This window comes from Sphingomonas pituitosa NBRC 102491, assembly GCF_001598435.1.
GTDB lineage: Bacteria > Pseudomonadota > Alphaproteobacteria > Sphingomonadales > Sphingomonadaceae > Sphingomonas > Sphingomonas pituitosa.
This window is the reverse complement of the sequence record NZ_BCYY01000028.1, coordinates 12,701-31,099: the sequence shown is the minus strand read 5'-3', so window position 1 is coordinate 31,099 and position 18,399 is coordinate 12,701. Positions and strand designations below refer to the sequence as shown.

17 protein-coding genes are annotated in these 18,399 nt (G+C 61.6%); 7 read left to right on the top strand and 10 right to left on the bottom strand.

Annotation, left to right across the window (positions count from 1 at the left end):
• Positions 1-43: 43 nt before the first annotated feature.
• The 4 genes from SPI01S_RS18800 (at position 44) to SPI01S_RS18790 (ending at position 4,759) form a co-directional block, all read left to right on the top strand.
• On the top strand, positions 44-2,305 hold the full coding sequence (locus tag SPI01S_RS18800; protein ID WP_169804551.1) for an ATP-binding protein: 2,262 nt from the start codon (positions 44-46) through the stop codon (positions 2,303-2,305).
• A gap of 31 nt (positions 2,306-2,336) precedes the next feature.
• Complete coding sequence (locus SPI01S_RS18795) at positions 2,337-2,729, top strand: response regulator (protein WP_066726370.1); 393 nt, start codon at positions 2,337-2,339, stop codon at positions 2,727-2,729.
• 145 nt (positions 2,730-2,874) lie between these two features.
• Positions 2,875-3,153, top strand: coding sequence for a hypothetical protein (locus tag SPI01S_RS22455; RefSeq protein ID WP_157084785.1), 279 nt, complete (start codon positions 2,875-2,877; stop codon positions 3,151-3,153).
• Positions 3,154-3,196: 43 nt separating this feature from the next.
• Positions 3,197-4,759 (top strand): methyl-accepting chemotaxis protein, encoded by a 1,563-nt coding sequence (locus tag SPI01S_RS18790; protein ID WP_066726368.1) that lies wholly within the window; start codon positions 3,197-3,199, stop codon positions 4,757-4,759.
• Between the two features lie 182 nt (positions 4,760-4,941).
• Here the strand turns inward: SPI01S_RS18790 and SPI01S_RS18785 are convergent, their stop codons facing one another.
• Entirely contained in the window at positions 4,942-5,757 is an 816-nt protein-coding gene (locus SPI01S_RS18785; protein ID WP_066726365.1) for an APH(3')-I family aminoglycoside O-phosphotransferase, read from the bottom strand.
• Positions 5,754-6,410, bottom strand: a complete 657-nt coding sequence (locus SPI01S_RS18780) for a glutathione S-transferase family protein (RefSeq protein ID WP_066726362.1) — start codon at positions 6,408-6,410, stop codon at positions 5,754-5,756. Before SPI01S_RS18780 ends, SPI01S_RS18785 begins: the two co-directional genes overlap by 4 nt.
• Positions 6,411-6,455: 45 nt before the next feature.
• Between SPI01S_RS18780 and SPI01S_RS23300 the strand changes: the two genes are divergently transcribed.
• The gene (locus tag SPI01S_RS23300; RefSeq protein WP_066726359.1) at positions 6,456-6,896 is read left to right on the top strand and encodes a MarR family winged helix-turn-helix transcriptional regulator; all 441 of its coding nucleotides are present in this window, start codon (positions 6,456-6,458) and stop codon (positions 6,894-6,896) included.
• Between the two features lie 153 nt (positions 6,897-7,049).
• Here the strand turns inward: SPI01S_RS23300 and SPI01S_RS18770 are convergent, their stop codons facing one another.
• The 3 genes from SPI01S_RS18770 to SPI01S_RS18760 form a co-directional block, all read right to left on the bottom strand.
• Positions 7,050-8,081 (bottom strand): GlxA family transcriptional regulator, encoded by a 1,032-nt coding sequence (locus SPI01S_RS18770; protein WP_066726356.1) that lies wholly within the window; start codon positions 8,079-8,081, stop codon positions 7,050-7,052.
• Complete coding sequence (locus tag SPI01S_RS18765) at positions 8,078-9,208, bottom strand: DJ-1/PfpI family protein (RefSeq protein WP_169804550.1); 1,131 nt, start codon at positions 9,206-9,208, stop codon at positions 8,078-8,080. Before SPI01S_RS18765 ends, SPI01S_RS18770 begins: the two co-directional genes overlap by 4 nt.
• A gap of 307 nt (positions 9,209-9,515) precedes the next feature.
• Positions 9,516-10,373, bottom strand: coding sequence for a hypothetical protein (locus SPI01S_RS18760; protein ID WP_084253596.1), 858 nt, complete (start codon positions 10,371-10,373; stop codon positions 9,516-9,518).
• Positions 10,374-10,771: 398 nt separating this feature from the next.
• On the opposite strand from SPI01S_RS18760, the gene SPI01S_RS18755 reads away from it, so the two are divergent.
• The gene (locus tag SPI01S_RS18755) at positions 10,772-11,506 is read left to right on the top strand and encodes a PEP-CTERM sorting domain-containing protein (RefSeq protein ID WP_066726342.1); all 735 of its coding nucleotides are present in this window, start codon (positions 10,772-10,774) and stop codon (positions 11,504-11,506) included.
• Between the two features lie 162 nt (positions 11,507-11,668).
• On the opposite strand, the gene SPI01S_RS18750 is transcribed toward SPI01S_RS18755, so the two are convergent.
• Complete coding sequence (locus SPI01S_RS18750; protein WP_066726339.1) at positions 11,669-11,968, bottom strand: hypothetical protein; 300 nt, start codon at positions 11,966-11,968, stop codon at positions 11,669-11,671.
• 283 nt (positions 11,969-12,251) lie between these two features.
• Positions 12,252-12,605, bottom strand: a complete 354-nt coding sequence (locus SPI01S_RS18745) for a hypothetical protein (RefSeq protein ID WP_066726336.1) — start codon at positions 12,603-12,605, stop codon at positions 12,252-12,254.
• Between the two features lie 433 nt (positions 12,606-13,038).
• On the opposite strand from SPI01S_RS18745, the gene SPI01S_RS18740 reads away from it, so the two are divergent.
• A complete protein-coding gene (locus SPI01S_RS18740) occupies positions 13,039-13,800 on the top strand; it encodes a ZIP family metal transporter (protein ID WP_066726333.1) in 762 nt (253 codons plus the stop codon).
• 59 nt (positions 13,801-13,859) lie between these two features.
• On the opposite strand, the gene SPI01S_RS18735 is transcribed toward SPI01S_RS18740, so the two are convergent.
• From SPI01S_RS18735 to SPI01S_RS18725, 3 genes are all read right to left on the bottom strand, one after another.
• Positions 13,860-14,486, bottom strand: a complete 627-nt coding sequence (locus SPI01S_RS18735) for a DUF2161 family putative PD-(D/E)XK-type phosphodiesterase (RefSeq protein WP_218017632.1) — start codon at positions 14,484-14,486, stop codon at positions 13,860-13,862.
• A gap of 80 nt (positions 14,487-14,566) precedes the next feature.
• Positions 14,567-16,015: a glycoside hydrolase 5 family protein gene (locus SPI01S_RS18730; RefSeq protein WP_157084783.1), complete on the bottom strand. Its 1,449-nt coding sequence runs from the start codon at positions 16,013-16,015 to the stop codon at positions 14,567-14,569.
• A 400-nt stretch (positions 16,016-16,415) separates the two neighbouring features.
• Positions 16,416-18,068: a patatin-like phospholipase family protein gene (locus tag SPI01S_RS18725; protein ID WP_169804549.1), complete on the bottom strand. Its 1,653-nt coding sequence runs from the start codon at positions 18,066-18,068 to the stop codon at positions 16,416-16,418.
• Positions 18,069-18,399: the final 331 nt, after the last annotated feature.

The following is an 18,399-nucleotide window of genomic DNA, read 5'->3' as shown; positions in this document are numbered from 1 at the left end:
GCGCGCGCATGCGCTTGGGGCCTCGCCGCAGGCAGAGCGTGCGATGGCGACGGCCGAATGGCTAAAGGGCGAGGCCTATATCCGGATCAGCGAGCCTGCCAAGGCGCGGCCGATCATCGATGCGGCGCTCGCGCGAGTCGCAATCCATGGCTGGAATACCAAGTTGCAGGGCGATCTGATGCGCTCGCGCGGCGCGATCGCGGCGACCGCGGGCAACATCGTCGAGGCGCTGCAGGATTATCAGCGCGCACACGACATCTTCCGCGCCGCCCGCGAAGTCCGCAGCCAGGCGATCTCGCTGCAGGACATCGGCCAGATCTATTCCGACGCCGGCGACTATCCGCGCGCGCTCGACTATTACTCACAGGCCGGCGAACTCTACTCCGCCGATCCAGGCTTCCGCCTGAGCACGTTCAACAACCGTGCGGAGGTGCTCCGCCTGCTCGGTCGCTATGACGAGGCAGAGCGCGATTACCGGGGTGCGCTGAAGAGCGCTCGCGAACTCGGCAGCCCGTTGCTCAAGGTCCAGATCCTCGCCAATCTCGCCAGCGCGGAGACGGAGCGTCATAAGTTCGGCGCTGCAGGCCAGGCAATCGCCGAGGCACTGGGTCTGTCTCGATCGGGCGACGCCGCCTCATTGCGGCCGGCGGTCTATGCCGCTGCCGCGAAGCTGAAAGCCGCGCAGGGGGACGTCGCGGGCGCAGCAGCGCTGCTGCGTAAGACCTTCGCTGGCGACGATCTCACCAAGACGACGATGCCCAACAAGGAGTTTCATGCCACCGCAGCGGACGTGTTTGAAAAGCTCGGCGATCACGCGATGGCATTCCAGCATCTCAAGGCCTTCGAGCGCCTCGACAAGGAGGCGAGCCGTCTCACCGCTTCGGCGGCGTCGCAGCTGATGGCTGCGCGCTTCGACTTCCAGAACCAGAAGCAGAAGATCTTCGAGCGCGATGCCCGTATCCACCAGCAGCAGGCCGAGTTCCGCACCAAGCTGCTCCTGAGCCTATTCGCGGCGGCGACGATCGTGCTGGTGCTGCTGCTGATCAGCGCGCTGCGGATCCGCAAGAGCCGCAATGAAACGCGCGCCGCCAACATCGTTCTCAACCAGACTAACACGGCGCTGGAGAAAGCGCTGAAGGCGAAGACCGAGTTCCTGGCTACGACCAGTCACGAAATCCGCACGCCGCTCAACGGCATTCTCGGCATGGCGCAGATTTTGCTGACCAATCCCCGCCTGGATGCGGAGGCGCGCGAGCAGGTGCAGGTGGTGTTCGGTGCCGGCGAGGCAATGCGCGCCCTGGTCGACGACATCCTCGACGTTGCCAAGATGGAGACGGGCGAAGTCGCAGTCGTGCAGGAGGACGTCGCGTTCCGCGCCATCCTTGAGGATGCCGCGCGCCTGTGGAGCGGGCATGCCGCCGCCAAGGACATCGCGCTCCACCTCGAGATCGGCGCGGCGCCCGCTCGCATCCTCTCCGATGGCGCGCGGCTTCGCCAGATCATTGGCAACCTGCTGTCGAATGCGGTCAAGTTCACGCGCGAAGGCAGCGTGACGCTTCGCGCCCATGCTGCGGACGACTCAGAAATGCTGGTCGTCGAAGTGGAGGACAGCGGCATCGGCATCCCTGCAGACCACATCGAGCGCGTGTTCGAGGCATTTCACCAGGTTGATGGCGGCCTTGACCGCCAGTTCAGCGGAACGGGACTTGGCCTGTCGATCTGCCGCAAGCTGGCGCACGCCTTGGGCGGCGAACTCAGTGTCGTCAGCGCGGTTGGAGCGGGCTCTCGCTTCACGCTCCGCGTGCCGTTGCAGCGCCCCGACGACGGGGCGGACGTACCGCAGCGTTGTGGCCGGCCTGCCTCGCTGGCGGAAGCGCGCCTGCTGCTGGTCGAGGGCAACCCGCTGACCCAGGGGATGATGCGCAGCATCCTTGAGCCCGTCGCGGCCGTAGTCGATTGTCTACCCGACGGCGACAGCGCAATCGCCGCGATTCGTGCTGCGACGGCGGATCACCTGTTGGTTGAGGCTCGCTCAGCGACGGTACAAGGCCAGCTCCTGATGGATCCGCTGCGATCTCTCGTCGCGACTTGTCGGGAGGCCGGCGTGCCAATCAGCCTGCTGTTCGCGCCGGGTGACGATCTGCCGCTCGACGAAATGGAGCACCTGGGGGCGACGCAGCTGATCGTCAAACCGATCAATGCGGTTCAGCTGATAGCGGCGCTGCAGGGCATCTATGCTGATGAGGAGCGATCTACCGAGTTTCCCGAATTGGCTCAGCATCCTAAGCAACAATTTACGCCGTGATGATAGGCATGCGTGATCCACGGAGCGTACCATGCAGATTCTTTTCGTTGAAGACGACCCCATGAACCGCCGCGTCGTGAAGGACATGTTGCGAGTCGTAGGAGCGAATATGGAAGAGGCTGCGGATGCGGAAACAGCCCTCAGGATGATCGCCGACGGCGACTACAGTATCGTGCTTATGGACCTGCGCATGCCCGGCATGGATGGGCTGACCGCCATTCAGCATCTGCGCGCCACAGCAGGGGAAAAAGCCGCGCTGCCAGTAATCGTCGTGACCGCCGATGCCGCCACGGACCTGCGGGAACGGTGTATGGCTGCAGGTGCCGACGAGGTCATCATGAAGCCAGTGGCCATGACTGCGCTGCTCAACGCGATGGGGCGTATGCTGACGAAGCGGGGCACGGATGGACTGACCTTGAGCTGAGATATCTCGCATCTCCTCGAACAGGCAGGTCTACGTAGTTTCCTTCAGTTCATTCTTAACCGCTCTTCAGCGGCGGCTTGGTTTAATCGAAATCATGACGTTGGTCTCGAACCCCTCTCGCGGTCAAACGGCTGGCCGCGTCGCGATGGCAGCGCAGGTGGCCCTCATCTTTGCGTCGTCGCTCACCGCGCTCGCGCCTCCCGAGCACGGGCCCATGCTGCTGGTGCCTCTAACATCTCATGCTGCTCAAAACATAGATACGCTTGTCGCGCAGTCCGGAGCGGTCCTGACGGGGATCGGTTATCTGCCGGGCTCGCGCTTCGTCCAGGGCAAGCGAATTCGACTATTGCCTCAGATGCTCAGAAGCGGCGTCCTCGTGGTTACCGGGTCCCCTCCGCTGTGCGGCAAACTTCAAGGAAAATGATGCGGTGAATACGCTTTCGCTAAACGCGCTGCGCCTCATCGGAATGCGCTTCCTGGCAGCTCTGATGGCGTCCATGGCACTCGCCAATGTGGCGGGAGCAGCAATTATTGGGGATTGGTCGCTTGGCATCGTGGCCACGCTTCTGGTCGCCTATCCGGTTTTCCTGGCACTGAATGGGGCGATTGATGCGCGATCTCGGATGATGGTCACGATGACGATCGTCGCGCAGCCGGCGCTGTTGCTGATCCTGTTCAAAGGCGAAGCTTGGCAGGTAGATCTGCACATGATCTTCTTCGCAGCTCTTGCCGCGAGTGCCGTGCTTTGTGACCCCAAGGCCCTGATTGCTGGAACAGTGGTTGTCGCGGTCCACCATCTGCTTCTGGGCATGCTCATGCCCGACTGGGTATTCACCAATGGCGGCGGGCTGGGTCGCATCCTGCTGCACGCCGTCGTCCTGATTGCAGAGGCTGGGGCCCTGGTCCTAATGGCAAGCAGCATGACACGTCTCCTCGACGCGCTGCGGCTCGAGAGCCAGCAGCGGTCCGAGACGGAGGCTGCGACAGCCCTCGAGCGCCAGCAGCAGGCCGATGAGCTCCGCTTCATCATCACTACCGTAAGCGGGGGGCTTGCCGCGCTAGCGGACGGAGATCTCACGCAGTCTCTGAAAGGGCGTCTTCCCGAGGCCTATCGAACCCTGGAACAGGCGTTCGATCAAACGCTTGATCAGCTTCAGTCTCTTCTGTCTGCGATCAACGAAAGCGCAACGGTGATTCGTGGCGGATCAACGGAAATCGCGCATGCGTCGGAAAACCTTGCGAAGCGGACGGAAGCTAACGCCGCTGCGCTCGAACAGACCACAGCAGCCATTTCTCAGATCGACAAGCGGCTGGTCGAGACCGCGACAACCGCTCGGCACACCGTCACCCGGGCTGAGGCCGCGGTTCACACCGTCGACGCGGGTCGGGCCACGGCCACCGAAGCGGCCGAGGCCATGGGGAAGGTCCATGATAGCGCCAAGGGGATCGACAGCGTCATCGAAGGTCTCGACAAGATCGCTTTCCAGACGCGGGTTCTTGCGATGAACGCCGCGGTGGAAGCGGGACGCGCCGGAGAAGCTGGTCGAGGGTTCGCGGTTGTCGCAGACCTCGTGTCCGCATTGGCCATGCGCGCCGAGGAGGAGGCTGGCCGCGCCAGAGACCAGCTGACCGCTACGCAGCTGCAAGTTGAAGGCGCAGTAGACATGGTTCTCCGCGTCGGAGATGCCTTCACCAACATCACAAGCGACGTCGATGCGGTTCGTGCGCAACTCTCCACGATGGCGTCCGCGAACCAATCTCAGTCCAAGGCTGTAAACGAGATCAGTGTTGCGCTTGCCGACATGGACCGGGCAACACAGCAAAACGCAGCGATGGTCGAGGAAACCTCCGCCGCCGCGCGACAGCTTGCGCAAGAGGTGGTCGTGCTCAGCGAAACGGCCGCGCGCTTCCGCACTCACCGCAGCGATCAACCATCCCTTGCCGTCAAAGCAAACTCCGCACCTCGTAGTGACCGAGCCCAGTCCGCGCGGGCTGGTCAGGTGAACGTAGGCGAGTGGGCGAGCTTCTGATCCAAGGCCTATGGCCAATCGACGTAGAGGCTCGGGATGGCGTTTCGGAAGGCGGGCATCTATCTGTCGCATGAAGCACTGAGCCCGAGAATGGCAGGAGAAGGACAAACGCACTTTCCTGCCATTTTCCACACTTTTCGTCACGGCTGCCTCAGGGGCGCTCTTCTGTGCGGACGAACATCTCAGAACAGCTCGTCCAGCAGAAGATGGAATCGAAGCCGCCGCTCATCTGGCAGGTCGATGCCATAGCTCGTGAACAGCCTCGCCTGAAGCGCGCTGCCGAACTCGCCGAGGCAGTTCCACAAGATGGCAAGATCCTGATACGGATCCGCCGAACCCGCACGGCCCACGTCTATGCACCCGGCCACTACGCCGTCGGCCAACAAGATGTTGTCGAGGGAGAAGTCACCGTGGGTGACCACCGACTCTTCGGCCAGAGGCAGGAGGTGCTGCAACTCATCCCAGACTTGATCCGCCGTCCACCCCTCGCGCTCATCATCGAAGTCGTCGACGTCAACCATGCCAGCGTCGATACAGTCGCGCGCACCGGCGAGCCTGCTGTGATGATCACTGCGGAACGGCGATGCGGTCACGGGGATGTCGTGCAGCCGACGCAGATAGTCGGCGACAGAGTCTATGATCGCCGCTCGCTGTTCTGGTCTCGAGACCAAGGCCTGGTAAGCTGTTTCACCCGGCAAGGCCGTCATCACAAGCCATGCTTCGCCCAGAGCGAGAACGAAGTGCCGGACCTCTGGTACGGATACCTCCTCCTTCAGCAGCCAGCGGAGCCGAGCCACCTCGGCGACGAGATCATCCGCAACCTGCCCAGTCCCGTGTTTGACATACAGGTCGCACCCATCCCCACGGCCATGTAGGCGGTACACGGCACCGCCGGACTCACCCACGAAGTTCCGTGACCACTGATAGCCTGACAGCAGGTCCGTCAGCGGCTTAGGAAGAGCCGGAGCCGCACAGCCTATTTCACGTGGCGCGATCATCGTGCCTGTTCTCCGATCGTACGATCGAGCGAACTCAGCTGGTCGGCAAGCGCCTTCTGAAACGCAGGGCGAGCTTGACAGCGTTCCTTCAATGCGGAGACGTGAGGGAACCGCCCCAACAGCTCGGTGTGCCGGAGCATCCGCAGGACCGTGGTCATGAGGAGGTCCGCTGCCGTGAACTGACCCGTGACGTACTCACGATTTTCCAGGTGCGCTTCGAGCAAGGCGAGACGCTTCGTTGCACGGGCCTCCATGGCGGCTCGCATCTCCTTGGCCCATGGCTCTCTGGCGTGAAATATGTCGGCATCGAGAAGACCGAGGAGCATCGGCTCTATCGAGTTCAAGGCGGCGAACATCCAGGAGATTGCTGCTGCACGCGCACCGGGATCGGACGGGAGCAGAGTCTCTGACTTCTCGGCGATATGGAGAACTATCGCGCCCGATTCGAACGTCGGGAGTCCTGCGGCCTGGACCGCGGGAACCTGGCCAAAGGGGTTGAGCTCCAAATGCGCCGAGCTTCTCGATGCCGCGTAGTCGATGAGTACGGTTTCGTACGGCAGGCCAGCTTCCTCAAGCGCCCACCGGACCCTCAGGTCGCGCGTAAGACCCCTCGCGAAATCAGGGCAGCTGCCGAAAGCGTAGAGAGTAATCATCCAACATCCTTGAAAGCCGAAAAATAGGTTGGTATCAACCTATGTATGGCTGTGTCACAATCCGTATCGTTCAGCAAGGCCGTTCAGGTTCATGGCGCTTGCCTCTGTTTACACACGCAGCGCGCCGCTCGGTTGGTGGCGAGAAGGTTCGATGCCGGCCTGAAGCGGCATGGCATCACCAGCGGACAATTCTCGCTACTGATGTCTCTCAACCGCCCGGAGCCTGGCTCCGTGCGATGGGTTGCGGACCTTCTGGCAGTGGACCGAACGACGCTGACTGCCGCGCTGAAGCCGCTGGAACGGCGAGGCTTGGTGCAGGCGAAAACGGACCCGTCGGATAGGCGCGGAAAGCTGCTTTCGCTGACTGCGGAAGGCCAACGCGTGCTGGCGGAGTCGGTTGTCACTTGGGAAGGTCTGCAGGCGGCTGAAGAAGGCCGGTTGGCGAACCCGGACGAGCTACGTTCCGCGCTTAGTGCGCTCCGGTAGGGCGTTGTCGATCATGCGAGACCGCTGCGAGAACCTGGTCGGCGACGGGAACGTAGTGAGTGGTCGAGCTGAAAGCGACCGACACTTGCCGGGGCGATAGCCAACTCCCCCTCCGTGTTCCATCGTGCGCATGGCCGCCTTGCTTGCCGCACCTCAGGCGTGCTTGGAAAATCGGGAGCGATGGGTGGCGGGATTGGTGCCGAGGTGTCGCTGGAAGGCGCGTCTCATGGTCTGCTCATCACCGTACCCCGAATTGGCGGCGACGCTTTTGAGTGGCAGGTCGGTCAGCTCCAATACGCCACGGGCAGCCTCGAGACGCATCAGCTCGACCGTCTTGGCCGGGGTACGACCAACCTTCGTTGTATAGGTGCGTGCGAACGTGCGGGGCGCCATTCCCGCACGCTCGGCCAGTCGTACGACGGATAGATCAGCCGTCAGGTTCTGCGCCATCCAGGCATGAAGCTGGACGAATGCTGGATCCCGCGACTGCATGACGAGCGGAACGCTGAATTGCGACTGACCACCGGATCGCTTCATGAACACGACCATCTGGCGTGCGGCATCAATGGCGACGCGAGGACCAAAATCTTCTTCTATAAGGGCCAGAGCGAGGTCGATTCCCGAACTCACTCCGGCCGACGTCCAGAGCTTGCCGTCACGGACGAAGATGCTGTCGGGATCTACATCCAGGCTTGGATGAAGGGCCTTGAGCTTCTCGAGCCAGGCCCAGTGCGTCGCCACCCGCCTGCTCTCGAGCTGGCCGGCCGCGGCCAGCAGAAATGCGCCCGTGCAGATCGAGCAGAGCCTGCGAACGGAGCCTGCGCGCATTGCGACGAACTCCCGCAGGCCAGGCGCAACCACATAGTCTTCGCCGGAGCACCCTCCGGGAGCTATAAGGGTATCTATCGCCTCGCCTTTCAGCGAGGCGATGCTGTCGGTAACGACGGGCAGGCCTGATCCGGTCACGACCTGGCCGCCATGTTCCGAAGCAATGACGGGTGCATAGCGCGAGGTCGCGCCGGCGGGTACACTTCTGTTCGCAGTGGTAAATGCCTGCAGCGGCCCTGCCAGGTCGAGCAGATTCATGCCTTCATAGGCAAGCAGAACGACGGTGACTGGTCCCGGGGATCGCTCGGGAGCGCTGCTGCCGACGTCGTGCAGCCCCAGAGAAGTTGGATCTGTCATTTCACAACCTGTAGATCACCCCAGGGATACTCCATGGCCAAGGCGGAGAGGCGTGCCGTGCCGCTACCATAGCGCCGCGCGATCGCGTCGAGTGCGACGTTCAATGCGGCGGTACCTCGGGGCTGTTCCTCAAGGGTGATGCGGAGGTCCGGTGCGATCGTCGCCGCAGCTTTCGTTCTTATGCGCAGGCCTCCCCGCAACCGCACCGCGTCGCCCTTGTCGGAGACGAGGTGGACCTCGTCGCGCATGGTGCGCGACCATGCCTCGGCCTGTAGCGAAAGCGCAACCTCCTCGCTGCCATCCTGAACGGCAAACGAGATGGTTTCGGGTTTCGCTCGCATGTTGACCTTGTGCACGGCAGTGTCGTCGCGGCGGATCCTAAAAATGTCGCTCTCGTGCGATGCTTGCCAGGAAAGCTCGCCGAAGCGCTCGGCCGTACGGTGCGCCACTTCTGCCCCCGCCATGGTCTCAATCAAAGCCAAGCTGATGGGAAGGGCGGCGGATACTCCAGCGCTGGAGGCAATGTCGCCATCCGCGACATAGCGGGTGTTCGTACGCCAGGTGACCTTGGAATATTGCTTGCGGCGAGAGGACAGCGACGCCCAGTGCCCCGTCGCGTTGCGACCGTCGAGCAGGCCAGCATCTGCGACTAGCTCAACACCGTCACAGATCGAGATCAGTGCGGCACCGCGGGAATGTTGCTTTCGTAACCATGCAACCTCCTCCGCGTGCTTGTCCGAGGTAGCAGGCACGATCACGTAGTCAGCTCCCTCCGGATGAGCGCGATCGAACTCGGCCGCCGTCATGTCCGGTACGATCGTGAGCGGGCCCGCCTTAAGATCGCCAGTCGTCATATTGACGGCAATAACCCTGGCGATTCCGGACTGCGCCAGTACTCCATAGGGCACGACGAAGTCGGACAGAACGGCCTCCTTCGTCGCCACGATCACGACTACCGGCAGCGCTCCGGGGTGCTTGCTCACATGGACGAGGGGCAGGCGGTCACCTTCCTCGTGGTTCGGCACACCCAAAGGCGTTGCCGAAGCAACAATATTCAGACCGCAGGCCGCGCCGAGGGCAGTGGCTGCAAGCAGGAGTGGAGCACACAAGCTAGGCGTTCGGATCATCGGGGTTCCTTTCAGTCGCCCCTTGCTCGCACCTCTCGCGACTGGCTGAAAGGTCATCCTGGTGTCGATTTCTGCCACTACTTAGACCGGGATCACGTGCCGGCGGCGTCGTCGCAGGAGGTGCGAGTCGTAGATTGATAGCGGTTGTGCTCCCGTCTCGGTAAGTCCCGAGGCATGTACCTCAGGGAGGGGATCGGGAGCCGCAACCCGTCTGCGCCTCCGACGTGTAACCGTGCCGCGGTGTGACGATACGGGGCGGACCCCCACGTCGCGCTTTGTGGGAGAGCGAGAGCTCTCCCACCGCTTCTCACTTTACGCCGAAGTCGTAGACCCGGGCGGTGAGGGCGCCCCCGGCGGCACCGGCGACGGAGTAGACGAATCCATACTGACCCGCTTCCAAAGGTTGCTTCGGCGTGACCTTGAATACGCCTTGTCGAACCTGCTCATAGTTGAACTCGATGCGGTCCTTGTCCATGATACCCGTCTTCGCGCCGGCGATGTTGGCGCTGCCAACACGAGCTTCCCGGCGCCCCTTCTTCTCCATGAGCTGCACGAGAGAAAATTCGGACGGGCTCTTTACCACAGAAGCGCTGCCTGCGAGCCAAGCGCTGGTCTGGGCAGCCGTGCCGGGGTTGGAGTCGTCGAAAAAGAAGTAGAACGTCGGCTGCTTGCTCGTGCTCAGCGCTGCCGCGGATCCAGGAATCGCCGCCTTGATGCTCATCGAAGCCAATCCCCCGGTGAGTGCATAGCCGAATATGCCGCCCGTCTTCGCCTGCGACGAGACCGTCGGTTGCATCACGACCATCTTGTGATCGGGCTCCGGCGAGACGAAGTACACTCCTGCCGGGTGAGGAATCATGGGATCCGCTGCATCCATCGACATGGCCGGCTTCGACGCGATGTCCGCCGCCCCGATCATCGCTGCGATCACAGGGCCGGAGAGACCCTTCTGCTTCAGCGTCAGGATGTTCGCGGTGGACGTGTCGTACATCCCCTTCGACGCCTTGATCTTCGCGACCAGAGCTTCATCCGGAATCCCAGCCGCAGCTAGGGAGAGCACAGTCTCGTTGGTCAGGACCTCGTCCGTGCCCGAAGAAGTCTGTGCCTGCACGGAGGAGCAGGAAAGAGCTGCAAGAATGCATGCAAGTAGATAGTTTCTGGACATTGAATACCCCGCTCAAGCCACATCCGACACTCTCCCCAGAGCATCAGGAAACGATGTGGCATGGAACATCGATTATAGGGGTTTCATGTTGGTGTGAAGGTGACGCTTCATTTGGCGGGCGTGAGCGTTCTCAAGCGTAGTGGAAGCTGGCACGCTTCTGGCAAATCGGCAGCTTTCAAGAGCTGCGGTCGATGCTTGGCAGGCGCGTTCTCCATTTCGCAGCGTCGCCAGCGGCGACCAGGCTCATCTACTCATGTTAGCGGCCCGTGCAGAACTGTCCCGAAACGGTACCATCATGCTCTCGATCATCAGCGCAGTTGATAGAGGATTGTGACTCTTGCCGCGTAGGCGCCAAGGAAGCATGTTGCTTCAACGTGCACGGAACTAGGAGGCTTCGAATGCGGCTCAGATCTTTCGCTTTGGTGGCCTTCTTCGCGGTCGCTGCATCACAGGCTGTCGCCGCTCCCGTCACCTACAGCGGCTCTGGCACACTGTCCCAAGTTGCAGGCAAGCTGCCGCTGACCGGCACGGTTCCAGTAGGAAGCCCCTTCAGTTTCTCTTTCACCTTCGACCCTGCGAAGGCGTCGCTCTTCGAGGCTTCGGAGGGCTATGCGATCTACGATTTGGCTCTGTCCAACGTAGCTGTCACGATGAGTGGCTACACCTATGCCCTGTCGGCCGAGCCTGCATATGTTCCGTTCATCGAACTCTATCGTGCCTTCTCGTTCTTCCCGGGATCGAACATGAGCGAGGAGAGCGTTGCCTTTACCTTCTTTCTGAGTGGCAAGCCAACCACCGGCGATGCAAGTGAACCCTTTGGCGGGGGCCCGGGTAAGTCTCAGCTCGTCTCGATCGGTGGCGTTCTCCGCCAGGCTGACGACGGTACCCCGCTCACGCTCGACAGCATCATCGGGCAAGGCCCAACATACTACTCCAGCTTCGAGTACGGCACGCGTGACGCGCTTACCAGGCAAACCGGTTTCCTGCGGGGCTCGTATGTCGGGGCGTTCTCAAGTGGCGTTCCCGAGCCGGCGAGCTGGGCTTTGATGATCGCCGGCGTCGCCATTTGCGGGTTTGGTCTTCGCTGGCGAAGAAGCTTCCAAGCGTCTCGAGATCGGCTTGCCGATTGCTGATACGGAGCTCAAAGAGCGGATAGTAGAGAATACGACCGCTACGTTATCGCGGTCGCCCATACCCGTTCAGCCTCGAAGCGCATCCTGCAGGTAAATGAAACGGACGATCGCGCGAACGCGGCCGCGGATCGCGAGAGGTATGCGATCGTGACCAACCTCGGATCACGCGCTCGCATCGCTCACCTCTCTGCCCAGCACGCCGGACAGTCGAGCCATGAGCTCGCCTATCCAGGCTTCCCACAGTTCTTCCCACAGAACACCACTGACCAGTAAGCCTGCCGGCTCGATCGAAGCCCAAAGAAACTGAGGATCATCCTCGTGGCCAAACCAGTAGGGGATGCCGTCGCGATATCCCCGCCATTCAGGCATGAGCTTGTATGTCTCGTCGATTGAGCACCAAACCTCGTCGGGAAGTCCGTCGTTGACGTTCAGCGTGATAGCTTGAGCAGGCTGCACATCCATCCCCAGATCTCGCACTTTTTCGGGTGATGTCGTTCAGCACGGTTACATCTGAGAAGTCCACAGGCCAACTTGAGCCACTGAGGGCGATCAACAGCGATGCGGATGGCACCTAGCTGCGATCCCAAAGAGGTCCCCAGATTGTACCGAAGATTGTTCCTGGTAGCTGGGCGCTGATTGAATCTGCTGCGGGCGGCGACTGGTTGGATCTGAGGTGAACGCTCTCTAGCAAGCGCACACGAACACCGCCGGCGTCTGCGAAGTGCATGCAAGGCGCCGAGCCGCGTTATCGCTGCTGAAGGCGAGCCCTGAAGCGGAGGATGGTCTCCTCGGTGTTATGCTCGAGGTTGAGCATGTATTCCGCCCAGCCATCGTCCATCTGCTTGTTCGCGGCAAGCTCGGCATCGTGGACCGACATACCACCTTTGACCAGGTCGGTGGTCAAGTCGTCCCGCACGGACGCCTTCAGCCCCGATTCCTTGTCTTGGCAGCCGTGCATAGCCGTGCGCGCGACGTTGTTCGCAGGTTCTGGCGTTTTGTAGAGCTTCTCTACCTGGTGAACGACACAAGTGACGTAATCGGCGAGGACGGGGTTATCGTCTTCCTGAACCGAGAGTAGCAGAATGGCGGCGAGGAGCATGCGAGCCGTCTAGCACTCGAAAATCAGTTCGCAATGCTCACGCGTCAAAATGCTCGGGGGTCCGTGATGAGCGCCAGTCGAGGCTCGCGACATGCATAGGGTAGGGCACCTCAGCGCGAGCGATGGCGTTCAACCGGCTTCGGGAGCATCGCACCTTGCGTCTCATCACGCTCGAGCACCTTGTTCCGAGTGGCGGTGAGGCGTGCGGCTCATCAAAGTGGGTATGCATCGATGGGCCGTTTACTGCATCTTACCTGAGCCATACATCGCTCGGCAACAGGAAGGCAGCGAGACCTGACCCTCGTGGTTGCGCATAGTCGCAACGCAGCTTTGAAGCGATTAGCTTCATCGCATTACGGAGCTTCACGTGACCAACATCGGCGACCCGGGATATATCTCCCGCTTCTCTGGTTCCGTGCACCGGAGGTCGTAAATGCCAGGAGTGATCGTAGCGGGTTTGTGGGGGCTGCTTGGTGGATCCGCGCTGCTGATCGGTGCGGCCATCGCGTACGTAGTCGAGCTTCCACAGCGAGTGGTTGCCGCGGTGATGGCGATCGGCGCGGGCGTCCTGATCTCCGCCGTGGCCTTCGAGCTCATGGACGAGGCCTATGCGCGGGGCGGCTTCGATTCCACCGCCCTGGGCTTCCTCGGCGGCGCCGTAGTATATACCGGCGCCAACATCCTGGTGTCTCGCTCAGGTGGCAGCCACAGAAAGCGTTCCGGATCGAATCCCGACCAGAGCCAGGCCCCGGCCAGCGATACAGCCGGCCTTGCTATTGCCGTCGGCGCATTGCTCGACGGTATTCCAGAGTCGGTCGTCATAGGTGTCAGCCTGCTCCACGGAACTGGTGTCAGCCTGGTAACGGTGGCGGCGGTCTTCCTCTCGAACGTGCCTGAGGGCCTCTCAAGCGTGGCGGGAATGAAGAAGGCGGGCCGCAAGGCGGTGTACATATTCGGCGTCTGGGGAGGTATCGCGATCGCATCTGGCGTCGCTGCGGCACTCGGGTACGTCACTCTCGCCGGCGCAAGCCCCGACCTCATTGCGGCGACCACCGCCGTGGCCGCCGGGGCTATCCTGGCCATGCTCGTCGATACGATGATCCCGGAGGCAACGGAGGAGACGCACGAGTTTTCCGGCCTGATCGCTGTCGCAGGATTTCTGATTGCCTTCGTTCTGAGCAAGCTGGCAAGCTAGTTCCTCCCTTGCCGTAGCCATCAGCGCGACCGGGACCTCTCACCGCGGGGACTGCATGATCATTCAGTCGACGAGCGCTGCTTCAACATGGCCGCACCAGCCTCGGTCAGTCTGTAATGACCCGGCTTCTCCCGCACGAACCACCCGTAGACATTCCGCCGTAGCACTTGCCCCGCATCTTCTGCGAGGTGCTTCAAGTCACGTGGCCGGGCGACGCCGCTATCGATTGCTTCGGCGCAGGCGATCGCTCGCTGCCTGTAGGCGGTCATGATGGGGCTCCGCGTGGATCCTCCTTCTGCGGGATCCCCCTGACGGTTCTTGTGCTCCTTCAGAATGCGTGCACGCCGCTGCAGATCGGGCCGTGGGCGGTACGGTGAAGGCTCGACCAGTACGGAGACCGTGCGTAGCTTCGGGTCGACCGCGAGCAGTCCGACGCCCAGCAAGCGACAAAGCCGCAACGCACGTGCATCTCGATCCCGACCCTTCCGGCTGGAGACCACCGCCAGGTAGATCAGGTCGGCGCAGCGTAGACGGTCCACGGCCTGCAGCACCAGTTCGAGGGTGAAGGAGAGCTTCAGTTCAGCGATGATGAGCACCGGCGGCTCGCTTCCGCGGACAGCCACCACGTCGCATCCGCAGATCTCGCCCTTCACCTCGTAGCCTTGTTCCTCGAGGAACGTCTTCACCGGTCGATACAGGGCGGTTTCAGCATGTCGCGCAGGTTGCGCAGGCGGGCTGGCCTGAGGAGGTTTTCCACCAGCCATCGCTACCTGCCGAGATCCTCTCGATCGTGCGCAGCTTCTCGAATGCACATGGCAAGGGTCGAGTGCACGGGTCCAACGTCGGCCTCCAGCACGCCGCCAGCGCTCACGGCATCGAAACGCGCTGCGACCGCGCCTCGCACGGTGTCGTAGATGGTCACTACGTAGCGGCCGTCCTTCAGCCCTGGAACCATCAGCCTGGCCGGTGGCGCGTCATCCCGCGGCTGCACCATGCCTTCTGGCGAGATGCTGTCGGTTCGGATGGCCCAGATCAGCGCCTGCCGCGCGTCCCCGCATCCGACCAGTGCAAGGCCGGGATCGTCGCAGCCGAGCCTGTCCGAGAGGTTGCGACGCCGGAACCGGGCCCAGTCGATCAGCGGCAGAAAGTCTGACAGCGCTCGCTGAGCAGCGCGCATGCCCTCTGTCAGCACGTGCGGATGGCGATTCGGCCAGCGCATGCCACCGCCAGCACCCCCGCTTGCCAGATGTGCCCACTGGATGTGACGGAAGTACTCGTCGTCGAAGGCAGCAGGCAAGGTGCGCTTCTTGTCCTTGAAGCTGTGAATCGGCCCATGTTCGGAATCGAATACGGGGCGGTTCCCGGCGTCTTCGACCGCCGCCTGCATCAGGCGCGCCACGGCCAAGGCTGGCTGAACCGTGTCGCGAGGCAAGTCGATCGTGCCGGCCTGGTAGAGATGCGTGTTTGCGAAATCTAGCGCAGGGTGTCGGAAGATCGTCTCGGTCATCTCGGGATGGTTGATGAGCTCTGGGCCGAAAACCGAAACCGTCTGCAGATTGGCGAAGCCGTGCCGCGCCTTTTCATACTCGCGAAGCCAATTGGCAACGTCGTCTATGAAGGGAGCAGCGGATGCTGGATCGCCTCCGCCATGCGCAGGATGGATCTCGTTCCAGATATCCCAAGCGAACAGGGCAGGGCTTGCGCCCCAGCGATCGCTGGCAAATGCCAGCCGGTCCTTGATCGCCGCCCGCATTTCCGGCGATGTCAGCCATTCTGCCTGCGTCGCGCAAACGCCGCCGTTCGCCCGGCTGTAGGGGTGATGGCGCCATCGAATCCACATGAAGAACGTGTCGTATGGGGTCAGCAGGACGCGCAAACCGACCTTCTCGAGCAAGCCGAACAGGTCATCCCAGAACCGAACCATGTTGGGGACGAAGCGCCCGACGGGGCGCTCCAAATATCGATGCTCGCCGTGGCAGTATTCCAGCATCAGCCGAATCACGGTCACCCCGTGCTCGCGCAGCCAGACGAGATGACGCTCTACCGCTGCCGGATCCCCGCGACGGAACAGCGGCGCGAGTTCAGGCCAGGTGACTGCATCATTGTGCCCGATCGGCGTCCAGGGTGCACCCTGTTCGGTGACGAAGTAGGGAAGCCCCGGCAGAACGTTGACACGAGGGAGCGGGATGTTGGCCGGATCGGAAATCTGAAGCACCGGGCGCGCTTAGCGGGAGCGAGCCATCTTGGCTATCTTCGGCGGCGCGCATGTTCCTGATCGCTGAGGAAGGCCAGAACTGGGACTTTGCCGCCGTTCGCGTACCCAACATGCCGATCGGCAGCCCTCGCCAAAAGCCGACTTTCAGCGGTCGCCCGGCTGCCGTCGTGGAACAACCAAAACTGGGCCGTTTGCGGACAGGCAGCTCTGGACCGGGAAGTAGGATTAAGCTGACGTTCGTTCAAACGGACGCGGTGGGCGCAACGGTTAAGAAAGCGACATTTGATCGAGTCGCGCCACTCCGTAAAATAGCCGTTAGTTCATGCCGGCTTTCAATCGGCCGACACGGCCGAAACTCAGTTCTCGCTCTCCATGAAAATATGAAATCAATACAGGCTAGCTATTCCGCCGAGCTAGCTCGAGGCGTCGCCTCATCCGCGATCGAGGCAAGTGCGCCACAGTTACGCTGATCGGCGGACAAGCACATGTTCCAACGACGCTTCGGGTCTGCGCCGCGGGTTATGCCGTAGTCCAGCATGCATTGCATATAGACCGGATAAAACTCCATTGGGTTCATCTTGCGGTCCACTGTATCATGCCAGTGCTGGCACGACCCTGAACCCTTTGCGGTGGCGAAGCCCCAGTCAAAGGGCGTGCCCTCATACCGCTTTCCCGGCCAATGGAAGAACTTGTCCATCCCGTCGGGCGTGCCCACGATCGCGCGGTTGTCGATCAGTGCCCAACGGAAGGTGCCCCGGCCGCTCTCCCAGCGCCTAGCCTCCTGCACGGAGAAAATTCTAACCTGGGTCTGCAGTAGGTCTGCCGCTCCTAAACCATAGTCGACGGAGCTCAGCCTCATTTTTTCGATACGCTTAGTCTTACCATGCGAGTCCAACCACTTGTCCCATTCCTTGGGAAAGTAGGTACCGTTCACGATCAGGTCCATGTCCACTTTTGGCAGATCCTTGATCTCGTCGTGCAGCTGACTGAAGAAGACGGCAAAGAGCGCACCTCCGTCTACGAAGACATGCCTTCCCGCTACATAGTTGGACGGTACGACCTGCTTCGGCAGACCACGGGCAGCACGCAGCCTTGGAGAGTTAGGATCTAGGATGTGTCCGTCTTTGCCCTCCTTGATGATCTCGATCGGAACCGCATTCACACCAGGCGGAACGCTGGAGGACGCTACGAGCGCGTCGGTGTAGCAGTCGCGTGCCCATTCAAGGTAAATAGCCTCGCTGTGAGGATGCGACCTGCGGTATTCGGGGAATACGCCTTCCAGATCCTGGATTTCCTCAGGCGTCTTAGCGCCCGGCTCGGCTGCGAGCACGGCGAGCTGCGCCAGCTTAGTCAGGTCGGCCGCATAACCGTATTTGTTCTCGAGATCCGCGATCGCGACGTAGAGCCGACGACCCGAGTTCGCTTCAGTGGCCACACCGCGAAGCGCGTCGTCACTCAGTTCCGCACGGATGACCCGCCTCAGTGGATCCATGTTCGCCAGCCCATCGTGGTTAATGAGCTCTAGAAAGCCCAACTTGTTCGGGCTCAGCTTCTGTAGGGGGTGGAGATGGAGGAGGTCGCTCTCCCGGTCGGGCATGTAGTCCTGGGCTAGCGTCGCGAGGTAACCTGTTTCGGGGCCCGCAACCCCATTTTTCTCGTGATAAAGCCTGTCTCGGAGGAAGGGCACATCGCCCAGACGATTCCGAATGGAGGTCGCGCTGTTTTTAATTTTGTCGCTCTTCGATGTGGCAAGAAAGATAAACGTGCTTTGCAACGCACCAGTCGAGACGCCAGTGATGATGTCATACGTCGGTGGCTGTTCGCCTCCTTCTCCCGCTGCTTTTGCCCACCCGTAGAATAACCCAGCGCCGAAGGCGCCATGCAGACTACCACCGCTCAGGACCAGAACCGACTTGCTATCGTTTTCTGCCTTTAGGGGACTTGCGGAGCGCAAACCGTCGCCCAGCGTTCTAATGAACTCTCGCACGTCGGGGCTGTCGGGCCGGCCGGATGCTTCATCGGGATCGTCGAACTGATTGGCGGTCAGCTTCACGACCGGTAGATGGCACAAGCCCTCCGGCGGCTCCATCCATGGAGGGATTGCGACCTGCCGCGCGCAACCGGAGAGAGCAAATACTAACCCGAGCGCAACGGCAAGCATCCTCATCCGACTTCCCCCAAAACCCAACGGCAGCTTAGGCCGTATTCTGCTATCTGCAAAGAGGTACGGCTTTACACGCCCCCTGCCAACCGCACTTCTCAGAAACTGCACTAAATAGACCAAGAAGCGGGAGCGCAGCGCAATTCAGGAACAAAGGTCCGGGAAGGCGATGACTCCCCACAAATTCCGCCAATCGACCGCTGCTGAATGAATTACGGGTTTC